Genomic DNA, 13,802 nt, shown 5'->3' with positions numbered 1-13,802 from the left:
AGGATCTCAAAATTGGATTAGTGGCGAGCTAACTAGGGTTTATGGAACTTGAGAATTCCCCAAGCCATATAACCACTCTTACCTGCATTAATCCAGTGGTTTAAGCCCACTTTCATCCGATCTAAATATTCCTTAGAACATTCAGGCTGCAGTTGGTCATAATGAGCTTCCAACTCTTGTAAGACACGGCTGTAGTGGTTAACTAGCTGGTGAGTTTGCTCATCAAACTCTACAAATTCCCAGCCCATTTCTTCTGCTACTTGGCGATAGAAACTGACTGACCCTAAGCTATCAAGGTGAATCCGCTCTAAAACTGGCTCTAACACCCCTTCAGGGCAATTATCCGTCTGCATGGGATCAGTGAAAACAAAATCTCCACCAGACTTAAGAACGCGATCAGCTTCTTCGATGACCTTACGACGGTTGCCACTGTGGAGAATCGAATCCTGTGACCACAGAACGTCATAACTATTATTTTCAAAGGGCAACTCTTCAAAACTGCCATCAAAGACCCGAATTTTATCTGCTAGTCCTTGTTCTTTGTTTTTCTGGCGATTGCGCTCGTTTTGTACCAAACTGATATTAATGCAATCAACCACAAAGCCATGATGCTTTGCCATATAACGAGCGGAGCCACCATAACCTGCCCCAAGATCAAGTACCTTAGTGCCTGCGGGCCAATTACTAATTTTACTGCAAATGCGGGCAACAGTACGGACACTGGCATCATAAATTGGTTCATCAGGGGTATTATACATCCCGATGTGGAGGTCTTCTCCTCCCCAAATGCGATAGTAGAAGCCGTCGGCACTATTGCTATCGTAATAGTCTTGTGCTTGTTGAGCGACTGCGTCTGCTTTAGTCATGAAATATTAACCTCGTAAACGTTCTTCAGTTGCAATGATTTGACTCAGGAAGTTTTCCTTAATCTTCATGAAATTCTTTTTTCGCAACGTGAATAAAGAAGTCAGGATCATCTTGATGATAGGTTTCTTGGAAGTCTCCATAAGTGGTTACCTCTTGGAAACCGACTTCGTGTAAGAGACGACGAACATAGTCTTTCCGTAAGGGGAACATATTCAGGTGATAGACTGATTCATCTGGGAATTGATAACGGAAACGAGCTAACCCGTCATCAACATGCTCAGGTTCAGCTTGCACATTGTCCCCACAATAGTAGTAGGTGTGCTTGGTTTTGAAGCCTTCATCTAAGATGAGGTCATAGTTGCGTTGGTCTAAAATCAAAATTCCGTCATGTTTTAAAGCCGCATAAAATTCAGCGAGGGTTTTACGACGGTCTTTCTCAGAGAAAAGATGAGTAAAGGAGTTTCCTAAACAAACAATGGCATCAAATCTTTCTTGAACATCGCGAGTTAGCCAACGCCAGTCAGCATGGACAGTGCGTAAAATTTGCTCTTTACGAGTGGCGTTTTCAAAAGCCTTAACGAGCATCTCAACGCTACCATCAACACTTGCCACATTAAAACCGGCTTCAATCAAACGGATGGAGTGGAAGCCTGTTCCGGTGGCAGCATCTAGAACACGCTCTGCACCATGTTCTCTGAGGGTTTTAATGAAGAAATCTCCTTCACTACTAGAGCGAGCTTGCCAGTTGATTAGTTCATCCCATTTTTCAACAAATCCTTCTACATATTCGTTTTGATAATGGTCACTATCACGAACTTCAATGGGATTATCACCGTAATCTTGGACTTTTTTTTCTTGAATAGCCATAATTTTTTTCTAGATAGTTTTTGATTCTGTTTAACCAGTTGAGCCTTCATTCCTCAGGAAACTGAAATCCCTTCCACTCCCCTGATCAGTTTTTAGTAGAACATGATTTGGAGAGTTGTTATTGATTTTTTTCCTAAGAAATTTGTGTTTTGTTTCACTCTTGATAAGGTTTTAGGCTCTGTTTTTTGACGACTTGGGAAGATATTGTTTAATTGACATAGCCTCCCCAATGTACAAATGTCATTTTACAATCTAGCTACATTGGTAACTTTTTATATTGAATCGTTTATTGGCGTTTCTGTCTAGGGGTCAAAGAAAAAAAATCAAAATCAATCGGGGGATAAATTAGAAAATGAGAGGAAATTGCCACTGATGGGTTCGGTTTTACCACTACGATTACACCTAACGAAATCGTTATGATTAGGTCTAGTAGCTAAAAATAAGAGAATAAGGGGGGCAAGTGGTGAAAGTTCAGCAGTTGCCAGGATTAAGCCAAATTATTGGGATAAACGAATCTTCTATGACAGAGAAACGCGATCGCTGGAAAGGATGGCGAGAATGGTATGGCGCGATCGCGGCATTGCAGGAGTTAGTAACCCCAATAAAGAAGGGATTAATTTTATCTAGCCCTGCACTTATGGTTGATTTTTCACAAATCAATCCCAATTTGACGACAGTAGCTTTTACCCCAGGCTACTCTCATCAAAACGGCAACACGTTATCAGGGCTAACTCTCACACCCGGAGATCATTCTTCCGCGCAAGTGAAAGAAATCTCTCTCCCTAGTAATAATTCTCATGAGCAGTTCTGCTTGCTTTTTACGCCTGAATTTTCTCTATTAATGGTGCTAACTGTAACCGAAGAAGGAAATTCTTATTTTGATTTTTCCTTTGATCCAGAAGCTACCCAAAAGGCTTGGCTAACACTGCGATCGCGCTTACAGAATCATTATCCTGAAAAACTTGTCACCATTGAGCAACAACGAGAACAGTTCCCAATTTGTTCCCCAGACTACCGTACGGTAACTCAGTTCAGCCGTCAGTTACTCAATCACCTTCCTAGTAACGAAGATTTACGCCAAGAAACCTCAGACATAGAACTGCTACAAGCTCTCACCCATGAAGTTAGAACTCCTCTTACTACCATTAGGATGCTAACGCGATTATTACTGAAACGAAAGGACTTAGAGCCTGAGGTACTAAAACGATTGCGAGTGATCGATCAAGAATGCACTGAACAAATTAACCGCATGGAATTAATTTTCCAAGCAACGGAACTAGAAGGGAAGCAAAAAACAGAATCAAGCGTTAATTTAACCTCAATTCCGTTAAAAGATTTATTTACTCAAAGTATTCCCTACTGGAAAAAACAAGCCAAACGGCGTAATGTTGATTTAGAGGTTCTTCTTCCTGAAAAATTACCCACAGTAATTACTAATCCTGAATTATTGACACAGGTTTTAACAGGATTAATGGAAAACTTTACGGGTCGTATTTCCAGCAATGGAAAGTTTCAAGTACACGTAAGAACGGCTGGAAATCAAATTAAACTGCAATTACTCTCTCAAAATCTTCAAGAAAGTTTTAGAAGTAAAAAGCAAGAAAGGTCGATTGGTCAACTATTGACCTTACAACCAGAAACCGGAAATCTTAGCCTTAATCTGGATGTGACGAAAAATCTTTTTCAAGCCTTAGGAGGAAAGCTAACAGTGCGTCAACGAGCAGAAGCAGGAGAGGTTTTAACAGTATTTCTTCCTGTGAGTATTATTAATCATTAAGAGATTTACTACCCAAAATATCTAACATAGTAAATACACTATAAGTCGTGGTTCCATAACTGCTTAAATTGTACTGAAGATAGACTAATCTGCTTTCAAGATTTGGTAAGATTCTTTTTAATAGAATTAGGAGATTAAAAAAATGATGAATATATTGATGCAAGCAGAAGCAGCCACAGAAGCGGGTGGCGGTTTACCTATTTCCTTTACGGCTGTTTATATTATCGGATTTATTGCAGCTGTTACTATTGGTTCAATTGCTTGGTATAACTCAAAACGCCCTGCTGGTTGGGAAGGACAAGAACGTCCTAACTGGGTTCCCGAAGTAAAAAAACAAAATGAGGAAGAATCTGATCAAAATCAGTGATGACTACTCTAACTAGCACATTAATTGATCCCCTTTCCTTCTAAGCTAGGGCTGTTTCATTCTCGGGGTTAAAAATGAAAGTAATCGCGTAAAATCCTTACAGAGTGGGAATCGCGATTATTTTTTCTGATTTTAGCTTTTAGGAAGAAAAAGTTGGAGGAGGATTTTGTCTCCCCATCTCCCCACCTGAGGGGAATTTCAGGAGGATGAAACGACCCTGCTTACATCGAACTGCCGTTAATTCATGTCCTTTAACAGAGTAATGATTAGTGACAAGCAATTCCTTAAGACGACAGTAATCTGTCACCGATGTCAAATAATTTGTCACTGTACAACAAAAACATCAATTATCCAGAAAATAAAGTGGACGTAACTGGACTCGAACCAGTGACCTCTACGATGTCAACGTAGCGCTCTAACCAACTGAGCTATACGTCCTAGCACCTGACAAATATAACATTATCCTTAAAGAAGTGGCAATCATTTCAGAGATTTGTAAAAATTTTAGCATCAGATTTCCCTAAGTTTGATAATATAGGAGGGGTCAACCTAGGCAAGTGTAAGCGTCTTTGACTCAATCGACTACCGAATCCATCCAACTTGATACCCTCACCCAAGAACTGGCTGCAATCCAGCAAACTGGTTCAAAACGAATTGCGATTCTTGGGTCACGTCATGTTCCGATTACTCATCAGCAACTGATTGAAATGATGAGTTATGCCCTTGTATTAGGCGGAAATCGTCTCGTTACCTCAGGGGCAACAGGGACAAATTCTGCTGTGATAAAAGGGGCAATGCGAGGGGATCCCAACCTTTTAACCGTGATTTTGCCCCAAAGTCTCAAACAGCAACCGAAAGAATCCCAAGAGCAACTAGCCCAAGTGATTCATCTCGTAGAAAATGATGAACAAGATGAGCTTTCCTTAGCAGAAGCGAGTGCTCTGTGTAATCGGGAAATTATATCGCGCTGTCAACAGCTGATTTGTTTTGCTTTCCATGATAGCCATACGCTGCTGAAAACCTGCGAGGAAGCAGAAGAAGATCGTAAATTAGTTACCTTATTCTATTTTGATTAAGTGATGGATACTTCAATTTCAGCAGTGTTGGTGTATTCTTTGGTTGCAGGGGCGATCTTGGTCTATGTGCCATTTTTGGCAGTGGGCTGGGGGCGTTTGCAGGTGGGGTATGATTATAAAGCCCCTCGCACTATGTTAGAGAAATTGCCTCCTTTCGCAAAACGAGCGACATGGGCGCATCAAAATGCTTTTGAATCTTTTATTATTTATGCCCCTGCTGCCATTATGGCTTATGTAACTGGGGTTAATTCGCCTTGGGCGTTTTGGGCGGTCATTCTTTATTTGGTGGCGCGATTTTTATATCCAATTTTTTATATTCTTGATATTGCTTCAGCGCGATCTTTAATGTTTGCTTTGGGGTCTTTAAGTATTTGGACATTATACGCTTTAAGCGTCATTGCGGTTAACTCCTAGCAAATTGTTTTTTCAGAGGGAGAAGGAAAGGGGAAGGGTCTCTTTTTTGTAGGGAATTACCTCCTTTCAGATTAAAGCGATTCCAGCTAAAGGGGGCTTGTTCTGCCGCCGCTAACCAGAGAAGGCGTTTTGCCCGAGTCATGGCAACATAAAATAACCGATATTCTTCTGCTGTTTGGAGTTCTCCCGCTTTTTGCCAAGCGGTGGTAGGTTGGGAAAGCTGGATCGGTTCTTGACGATACTGGCTATGAACAATATTGCGAATCTGCGATCGCGCGACTTCTGATAAGGTAAAATCGCCAATAAATTTGCTGGAAATGGGAACGCGCTGTTGTCCGGGAATATTATCTCTGTGCAGGAAGGGAATAAACACATAATCCCAATCTAATCCCTTCGCTTTGTGCATGGTAATAATCGTCACTTGTCCCTTTTTAATATACAGATCATCTTCGCTTTCCTCGATGCCTTGAAATTGTTCGGAGTCAATAATATCTCGTAAGGTTTCAATAATCTGCATTAAAGAACTCCCCCCTGTCGGAATTTCTTGTTTAATACGATCAGCTAACTTTTGACTGGTTGCTAATTCCGACGCACTATAATTAAGCGTTAAGCCAAGAAAGGAAATTAACTGATAAGTGGGCAACTCAATTCGGGCTTGAAGAAGACTGCGACAATAGTAACTCGCCTGTTGCACGGCTTGACTCTGAGGGAAATCTAAGACAGTGGGATACAAGAATTGTTCAGGGGAACTGGCAAGGGCATTAATATCTTGTTTGGGAATTAAATTGCGTTGAGTTAAAACCTCTAGAGCTGCTTTAGTATATTCTGGGGAATGAGGACGATTGAGAAATTGCAGAAGGTTTAAAGTTTCATTGGGGATATAGGAGGAACGTTCCTGTTGGCTAACTTCAAAGACAGCAATATTATGCTCTCGTTGTAGATAATTGAGACTTTGGGCGAGAAAGCTACCTTGACGGTTATTACGCACCAGAATGGCAGCATTGTGTTCAGGATTAGCTTGCAGTAGGTTTTGTAAGCGATTTCCCATCCACTCAACAGTTTGATAAATGTCTTTTGGCGTATAAATTTCTAAACCGTCTCCTGTGGGAGAGGGATTCGCTTCAGGTTGGGGATCATTTTCAGGAACAGGATGGATATTTTGCTCACGAAAGGGGAGTTCCCGAGGATGGCTTTGATTTCCCCAATGGAGAAAAAAGTTTGCTGCATCAATAATAATTTGGCTACTGCGTCCTGCTTGATCCATCTCTGCAAGTAAGTTTTCTTCTTGACAACTGTTACAAAAGTCTCGAAAGTAAAGGGGATCAGCAGGGGTAAAGGTGGAGTTGATGGCTTGATTGGGATCGCCGACACGGACTAAATTCGGGGGAAGATCAGAGTGAGGATGACGGGCGAGAATTTCCAGAAGTTCGGCTTGTAGAGGGGTGGAGTCTTGGGCTTCATCTTCAAAAACCCCATAAACTTGGGATTGTAATTCGGCAGCAATCTCGGGATGTTCTAACACTCGTAAGGCCCCGAGAATCATATCATCATAGTCGATTAAACTGCGCGATCGCGCGATTTCTTGATAGCATTCATATAAGCCTGCGGTAATCCCTAAAATGTTATAAGTATCCTGACTGTCTCGACTTAGTTCCCATAAGGCTTCTACAGATAATCCTGAACTTTTTGCCTCTTGAACCGTTGTGCGAGTCAACTTTGGTAAAATATCCCGACGTAATACCAATTGGCGGCGTAAGCGTTCCGTTTCTTCGCCATCAAAGGACACCCCATAGAGTAAGGTTTGATAATAGTTGGGATAACGACTCATCCATGTTTCTACTGTTTCTCGAATTAAGCGATGATTTTGATTCGGACTGACTAAGGTCGTGGTTTCTGAGTCTAAACCTGACAGTTGCGGGTAACGAGAGGCAATATTGAGGGCTAACCCATGGAGAGTCTGCACTGTAAACCCACGGGATGGATAGCCTAACTGATTTAACTTCTCTTTGATTTTGTTTTTAATACTGCTAGCAGCTGCCCGTGTAAAGGTCACGACAATTAACTGTTGTTTTGGGGTAAGATGATGACGAGCCAGCGCGATCGCCGCTCCAATTGCCATTCCCGTTGACTTTCCAGAACCGGGAACCGCAGAAACGGCTAATTTTCCCCCATTCCAATCTGCTAAGGGTTGTTGTCCGCGGCGTAAACTATTTCTTAAGGCAATTAATTGATCTTCTTCCATTACTTAAATTGTGGATTTTCTCTTCGTAACCAATAACGTAAGACTGGTTAATAACATTCCTAAAATCAAACCAGCCGTATGACCGAAGAAACTAACATTCGGAACTGTAAAATCAAACATTACTTGTAAGGCAATAATCAGAATAACTAAGCGCAATCGTTCTTGAGCAATTGATGATTTTTCTTGTATCCAACCGCGCAATAAAATAATAAACGTTGCCCCCATTAACCCCATAATAGCAGCGGAAGCACCCACTAAAATATCTTCTTCTCGTCCTACCATAATGGCAAACAATGCAAAGAGAGAAATTGCACCCACACCACTTAATAAATAAATTAGGAGATAACGAAGCCATCCCAAATAAAATTCTACATAGGGGCCAAGAATCCATAATCCTAATAAATTACTAACCAAATGGGTATAACCAAAATGAAGAAAATTAGCTGTAAAAACTCGCCAAGGTTCTCCTGAAGCAATCTCTTCTGGAACAGCGGCCCCCAAATGATAAAGAGTTTCCACATTAGCACTTCCCCCTAAAGGGATAGCAACCATAAATATGATGATATTAATTGCCATTATAAAATAAGTAGTATAAGCTTTAGTTGGGGTAATACTAATTGCCCCCTTATAGTTTATTTCTTGTTTAAAATTCTTTTTGATTCTTTCTAAAAGTACAACTGATTCTGCAGTTAAACTATCAATCGCTCTTGCAATGGGTTTATTTAATCTTTGGTTAATACTATTTTCAAGGCTGATATCTTTTTCTGAAATTGATAATAATAAATTACGTCCTTTTTCTTCATCTCCTTGCGCTAAATAAGCTGTGGCTAACCAAAATTTCTGGCGATTTTTAGGGTAAAAGTTTAAGCTGGTTTGGCACAATTTATTAACAGTTCTGACATCCCCTGAAAACGCAAAGACATATAAACGAGCTAAATTAATAGGAATTGAATCTCCTAAATATTCTAATTGTTGTTGATGCGCTTTAATTGTCCAAATTAAGCCATTAATATCGCCCACTTCCCCTAAAGCTTGCAAATAAGTGATGACTAAATTAGAATTTTCCCAAATTATAGAGTCAGGGACTTCTGTTCGTAACCAATGTAAACAGTCTTCCCAACGGGCTTCCATGCGAAATTGAATCGCCTTTGCTGTTAGTTCAAAGTTATAACTAGAATGATTAAAATAGTTTTCTAAACGATATTTTGCGGTATCAGTTTCGCCTTTTTTTGCTAATTCTAGGGCTAATAAAAATTTCGGTTGTTCCCACCAGCCATCCCCCGGATGTAACCAAGATAAAACAGTTGCAATTCGTCTTGCTTTTCGGAAACGTTCTTGATAGACTAAATGGTTAACTTGTCTTAAACCAATAACAGGAATAAGAATAAATAATAACCATAAAATTCCACCAATAATTCCTGCTTGCGAGGGAAAAATGGAATAAACACTTCCCATAACCACTAAAATTAAACTTGCTGTCACTAGCCACCCCCAATTTCGACGGGAAAGCAGCACTCGCAACGCGAGAGAGACACAAGAAATTGTGACTAGCCAAAGCAAGATAATATTAATATCCATGGAATGATTTGTGATTGGGGTGGTTGGGGGTTAAGGCAGGGTCGTTTTATTCTACTGAAATTCCCCTCAAGTGGGAAGATGGGGAGATAGGGAGAGGGGGAGACAAAAGCCCTTTCCAGCTTCGTTTTTGTACTTTTTATCAGACTAAGAAATACTGTAAAGACTACTCGCAGACAAGAAGGTAAGGTCTCAGGACAAATTGCGAGTAGCCTTAAAGAACAAGAACTATACCTTATTAAGGTCAAGTCCTGCTTCATTTGCCATTTTTTGTAACCCCTTCTTCTGGAGGGTTTTAATGGCTTTCGTAGAAAGGGTGAGTTTTACCCAACGGTTTCCTTCTGGCCACCAGACGCGCTTAGTATGTAAGTTAACTTGCTGTAACTTTTTGCTACGGCGGTGGGAGTGAGAAATTGCGAAAGCGTTATTGGCTTTTTTGCCTGTGAGTTGACAACGACGAGTCATAATCTAGTTACCTCAAAAAAAAGAGTCCGTTCTCCATCATACCAAGCTGAAAGATAGAGACATCTCAATTCAATTCAGATTATCATTGTGAACATACGATGATAGTTTTCAATCGATGTGTACTTTGAATGAAATTAATGCAGAACCATGTCTTTTTCTACAACTTCAACGTCTCCCGTTCTTTTAGTGGATGGTTATAACATCATTGGTGCTTGGCCAGATCTCAAATCTCTGCGCGATCGCGATTTAGAAGCTGCCCGTCATCAACTGGTGGAGGTTTTAATCAACTACACAGCCAGTCAGGGTTATGAAGCAAAAGTGGTGTTTGATGCTCATTTACAAGCTACTCCCAAACTCTGTGAAACCCCCACTAAGCATCTGTCTGTTTACTACACCGCTTATGGAGAAACCGCAGATACTTTTATTGAAAAGTTTTGCGCTCATAATTTTCGTCGCGGTAGAATTGCTGGTCAACGTATCATTGTAGCCACCTCAGATCGAGCGCAACAGCTAACGGTTTCTGGATATGGGGCGCAGTGGCGTTCAGCAAAACAGTTAGAAAATGACTTAAGGCTGGCAAGAGGTCAGACTAAACGTCACAGCAAAAATAAACCCCGATCCAACCGAAGATTTAGTAACTCTTCAGGTCAATCGCGCAATCGTCCTCAAGGTCGTTTTTTATTCAATAGTTTAGATGCTAAAGCTCAAGAACAGTTGTCAAAACTGCGTCACGGCTCGTCTTAGCCCGATTTACAAAAAAAATTTCCGATTTTTTCCAAAAATTGTTGACAGTCCTAGAAACGTAAGTTACATTAATAAAGGACTGAAAAACAAGCCCCCATCGTCTAGAGGCCTAGGACACCTCCCTTTCACGGAGGCGACAGGGATTCGAATTCCCTTGGGGGTACTATAAAAAGGAGCTTTGGGTAAAACCAAGGCTCTTTTTTTGATGGGCTACTTTGTGGCAAGTGCTTCGATGAGAGTATTCAACCATTTTCCCTTGTATGGGAGGGTTGTCTCCTGAATCATGGTGACCATTTCTTCCCGTTTAAGATTGATTGCGCTTTCAGTATGATTTTGTTCCTGAAAGGCAATGATGTTGCCATAAACGGCATTAGGAAGGAATATTTGATCAGGGTCTAATTCAAGAGACTGTAAATTAAATATGTTTGTTGTCGCATTCGGGGCATAATCAATGAGAATACTCAAGCCATAACCACAGTTTTTTAGAGTTTCTAGGCACTTCATTGTTCCTTGAAGAAATTTCGGCGACCATCCTTTTCCCCCCTGATAACGACGACTTCCCCCACCATATTCAAACATGATCAGTTTCGGGAGTTGTGAAGTCGGTAGCTGTTTCAGTTGTTCCATGACTACTGTTTCCCATCCTTCGATATCAAGTTTTAAACAAGTCACTTCCTTGGCATTGCTAATGCGTAATAATTCTGTTAAATCAATAGTGGAAACTAATTTCGTTTGTTGAGAGGAAGCGAACCATTCTGATTCTAGGGAATTAAAGTTACGATTAAAAAGATATGCAAATTTTCCTAAATGTAAGGTTTGAGTGCCATTTTTATCTGATAAGCAACATTCTAATAGTTGAATAGAATTACGGTTACAAACTTGCTTTAATTTACGAACTGGGGAAGGTTCAACAGCAATAGTAGAAAACCCTAATTGAGCAAATAACTGACAATAAAAGGCAAAATCTCCTACTCCAATATCAAAGCAAACACCTTGTCTATTAGGATCAATTTCGGGAAGAATCTTTTTTAGCAAATTCTGGCAACAGGCTTCAACACGCATAAGTTTTTATTTTTGCTAGGGCAATAAGAATTACTCTCTATTGTAGTTACTTTGATGCGTGACCGCCAGCTCTTTTTTTTCTTAAATAACTGGATAGAAAAAATATTCCAAGTGGTTAATTACTATCCCCAGATTTATGTTTTTCATTTAATCTTAATTGTTGTAAGAAAAATTCTTCTAGAGATGCTCGGGCTAATTTTAGTTCTAAAATTTCTGCGTCCATTTGCGCGATCGCGCTTAAAAATTTATCTAAATTCCCCCCTGTAATTAATTGACCATGCCAATAACTATCAGCAAAGTCTAAATGAGAAATCCATTTTTCTAACTCTTCAGAATTGCCACCCTTTCCTGCTACTTGATAAGTATCTTTACTCCCTAGTAATTCATCTAATGATCCTGTACAAATAATCTCTCCTTGGGCTAAAATGGCAACGCGATCGCAGATTTGTTCCACATCTCCTAATACATGAGAATTAAAAAAGATTGTCTTACCTTGCTCTTTCAAGGCTAAAATAATTTGACGAATTTGATATCTTCCAATGGGATCTAACCCTGACATTGGTTCATCTAAAAATACCACTTCTGGATTATTAATTAATGCTTGCGCCATGCCAATTCGCTGTAACATTCCTTTAGAATATTGGCGAAGTTGTTTCTTTTTGGCTGTTTTTCGATCAATCCCTACTGTGTCGATGAGTTGGGGAATGCGTTTTTTTTGTTCTGCACGGGAAATATTAAAAAGTCCTGCGGTATATTGAAGAAACTCCCAAGCTGTTAGATAATCATAGAGGTATGGGTTTTCAGGAAGATAACCAATGCGTTGTTTAATAGCGCGATCGCTGATTGGTTTTCCCAATAGCACTGCTCGTCCTGAACTAGCCCGAACAATTCCTAGTAATATTTTTAAGAGAGTCGTTTTCCCTGCCCCATTTGGCCCTAGTAAACCAAAGGTTTCCCCTTCATATACGGTTATAGTACACCCTTTTAGGGATTCTACTTTCTGATTGAGCCAAAAGCCTGTACGATAAACTTTTTTTAAGTCCCAAGTCTGAACAACGCGCGTTTGTTCTTGATCAGTAGCTGTAACGTTAGGTTTAGGCGTAACCGAGTCCATATTTCTTAATTGATGATCAAACTCTTTACGGTCTTATTATTCCCGATTTTGGCAAAATTTTATCTTAAAAATTCTACAATTTAAAAAATATATTCCCAAAGAGACGATTTTTGTCGCTAAAAAGCAGATTAAGACCATTCTGCTTCTAGTTCTTTTTCCTGCTGGATAATTTCCGCTTTTAAGGCTTCCCAATCAAGGTTATCATTTAGGAGCGTTTTTTGAATCATACCTTCTTGAAGATAGAAAATTTGACGGCTAAATTGTTGGGCAATATCAAACTGATGATTAACCATAATAATTGCCATCTCTTGCTGTTTCATAATATCAAGAACTCTACTAGCGGTGGCGATATCTAACGCAGAAGTGGGTTCATCTAATAATAAAATATCTGGTTGCATGACTAACCCTCTTGCTAGGGTAACAAGCTGACGTTGTCCAAGAGATAATTCTAATTCTGATTTTTCGTACCAGCTTTCAGGAATTTGTAATTGTTCACAATAGGTAGTCAACCGATTTTTAATCTCATTTGGGGGAAGTTTCTGTAGTTTTAAGGGATAAGCAAGGGCTTCAGTAACTGTCATTCCTAAAAGTTTCGGTTCTTGTGGAACTAAAACAATGTTTTTACGAAGAGAAATAACAGGAATTTGATCATAAGGAGTATCCCGATAAAACAGTTGTCCTGATGTGGGTTCACTAAGGCGATTAAGTATGCGTAAAAGAGACGTTTTTCCTGATCCTGATGTTCCTAAAATAACAGCGCGATCGCGCTCTTGAATCTTGAAAGAAATATCACTTAATAAATTGGTTAATCCTAACGGATCAGTTAAATTAACTTGATCAGCTTCTAAAATCGTTTCTGAGTTACCTGTCATTACCAAATGGTTTCTAAATTTGCGAAAATTTATCCCTTTCCTCTTGGGTTAACTTCTCCCATCGTTCTTTTTTTATCCAAGAAACATCAGGAGATCGAATTGCGCCATTGGGAAACTTAAATGCGGTGGAAGAATCAAAAACGATTCCTTGCTTTTGCTGACGATTCCAAATGCAAAATTCAGCGATTAACTCGGCATTTTTTTTGCCAGTTTCCCCACCTGTGGGCGACATAATAACTAATTTTCCTTGGGAGGTGCGCTCAAATTTTAAGTCTGGATTCGCTTGACAAACTTTTAAAAACTGTTCATCATCTAGAGTAGTAATTGTGTCTAAATTAATGGTGTAAGTTGTCATTCTGG

General features: G+C 39.9%; 14 protein-coding genes and 2 tRNA genes. 6 read left to right on the top strand and 10 right to left on the bottom strand.

Going from position 1 to position 13,802, the window contains the following annotated elements:
* Window positions 1–32: 32 nt before the first annotated feature.
* Window positions 33–866 (bottom strand): sarcosine/dimethylglycine N-methyltransferase, encoded by an 834-nt coding sequence (locus FRE64_RS13780; RefSeq protein ID WP_146296756.1) that lies wholly within the window; start codon window positions 864–866, stop codon window positions 33–35.
* Between the two features lie 58 nt (window positions 867–924).
* Entirely contained in the window at window positions 925–1,734 is an 810-nt protein-coding gene (locus tag FRE64_RS13775; protein WP_146296755.1) for a glycine/sarcosine N-methyltransferase, read from the bottom strand.
* Between the two features lie 460 nt (window positions 1,735–2,194).
* On the opposite strand from FRE64_RS13775, the gene FRE64_RS13770 reads away from it, so the two are divergent.
* Window positions 2,195–3,511, top strand: a complete 1,317-nt coding sequence (locus FRE64_RS13770) for a sensor histidine kinase (protein ID WP_246140325.1) — start codon at window positions 2,195–2,197, stop codon at window positions 3,509–3,511.
* A 145-nt stretch (window positions 3,512–3,656) separates the two neighbouring features.
* Window positions 3,657–3,878, top strand: coding sequence for a photosystem II assembly protein Psb35 (gene psb35 / locus FRE64_RS13765; RefSeq protein WP_146297370.1), 222 nt, complete (start codon window positions 3,657–3,659; stop codon window positions 3,876–3,878).
* 364 nt (window positions 3,879–4,242) lie between these two features.
* On the opposite strand, the gene FRE64_RS13760 is transcribed toward psb35, so the two are convergent.
* Window positions 4,243–4,316 (bottom strand) — tRNA-Val (locus tag FRE64_RS13760).
* A gap of 131 nt (window positions 4,317–4,447) precedes the next feature.
* On the opposite strand from FRE64_RS13760, the gene FRE64_RS13755 reads away from it, so the two are divergent.
* Window positions 4,448–4,954, top strand: a complete 507-nt coding sequence (locus FRE64_RS13755; protein WP_146296753.1) for a DNA recombination-mediator protein A — start codon at window positions 4,448–4,450, stop codon at window positions 4,952–4,954.
* A gap of 3 nt (window positions 4,955–4,957) precedes the next feature.
* Window positions 4,958–5,368, top strand: coding sequence for an MAPEG family protein (locus tag FRE64_RS13750; protein WP_146296752.1), 411 nt, complete (start codon window positions 4,958–4,960; stop codon window positions 5,366–5,368).
* Here FRE64_RS13750 and FRE64_RS13745 read toward each other — a convergent pair.
* From FRE64_RS13745 to rpmB, 3 genes are all read right to left on the bottom strand, one after another.
* Complete coding sequence (locus FRE64_RS13745; protein WP_146296751.1) at window positions 5,358–7,610, bottom strand: ATP-dependent helicase; 2,253 nt, start codon at window positions 7,608–7,610, stop codon at window positions 5,358–5,360. The two genes, FRE64_RS13750 and FRE64_RS13745, sit on opposite strands and share 11 nt — an antisense overlap.
* A gap of 3 nt (window positions 7,611–7,613) precedes the next feature.
* Window positions 7,614–9,188 (bottom strand): rhomboid family intramembrane serine protease, encoded by a 1,575-nt coding sequence (locus tag FRE64_RS13740; RefSeq protein WP_146296750.1) that lies wholly within the window; start codon window positions 9,186–9,188, stop codon window positions 7,614–7,616.
* Window positions 9,189–9,413: 225 nt separating this feature from the next.
* Window positions 9,414–9,650 (bottom strand): 50S ribosomal protein L28, encoded by a 237-nt coding sequence (gene rpmB, locus FRE64_RS13735; protein WP_146296749.1) that lies wholly within the window; start codon window positions 9,648–9,650, stop codon window positions 9,414–9,416.
* 147 nt (window positions 9,651–9,797) lie between these two features.
* On the opposite strand from rpmB, the gene FRE64_RS13730 reads away from it, so the two are divergent.
* Together FRE64_RS13730 and FRE64_RS13725 are read left to right on the top strand one after the other, a co-directional pair.
* A complete protein-coding gene (locus FRE64_RS13730; protein ID WP_146296748.1) occupies window positions 9,798–10,394 on the top strand; it encodes an NYN domain-containing protein in 597 nt (198 codons plus the stop codon).
* Window positions 10,395–10,484: 90 nt separating this feature from the next.
* Window positions 10,485–10,557 (top strand) — tRNA-Glu (locus tag FRE64_RS13725).
* Window positions 10,558–10,604: 47 nt separating this feature from the next.
* On the opposite strand, the gene FRE64_RS13720 is transcribed toward FRE64_RS13725, so the two are convergent.
* The 4 genes from FRE64_RS13720 to FRE64_RS13705 all read right to left on the bottom strand — a co-directional run bounded on the left by FRE64_RS13720 (window position 10,605) and on the right by FRE64_RS13705 (window position 13,797).
* A complete protein-coding gene (locus tag FRE64_RS13720) occupies window positions 10,605–11,456 on the bottom strand; it encodes an FkbM family methyltransferase (RefSeq protein WP_146296747.1) in 852 nt (283 codons plus the stop codon).
* A 115-nt stretch (window positions 11,457–11,571) separates the two neighbouring features.
* On the bottom strand, window positions 11,572–12,570 hold the full coding sequence (locus FRE64_RS13715; protein ID WP_146296746.1) for an ABC transporter ATP-binding protein: 999 nt from the start codon (window positions 12,568–12,570) through the stop codon (window positions 11,572–11,574).
* Window positions 12,571–12,698: 128 nt separating this feature from the next.
* Window positions 12,699–13,442 carry an ABC transporter ATP-binding protein gene (locus FRE64_RS13710; RefSeq protein ID WP_146296745.1) on the bottom strand — a complete coding sequence of 248 codons (744 nt, stop codon included), beginning with the start codon at window positions 13,440–13,442 and terminating at the stop codon, window positions 12,699–12,701.
* Window positions 13,443–13,455: 13 nt separating this feature from the next.
* Window positions 13,456–13,797: a Uma2 family endonuclease gene (locus FRE64_RS13705; RefSeq protein ID WP_146296744.1), complete on the bottom strand. Its 342-nt coding sequence runs from the start codon at window positions 13,795–13,797 to the stop codon at window positions 13,456–13,458.
* Window positions 13,798–13,802: the final 5 nt, after the last annotated feature.

This window comes from Euhalothece natronophila Z-M001 (genome assembly GCF_007904085.1).
Classification (GTDB): Bacteria; Cyanobacteriota; Cyanobacteriia; order Cyanobacteriales; family Rubidibacteraceae; genus Halothece; species Halothece natronophila.
The sequence above is the reverse complement of the archived record's forward strand: the minus strand, read 5'-3'. Positions and strand labels throughout refer to the sequence as shown.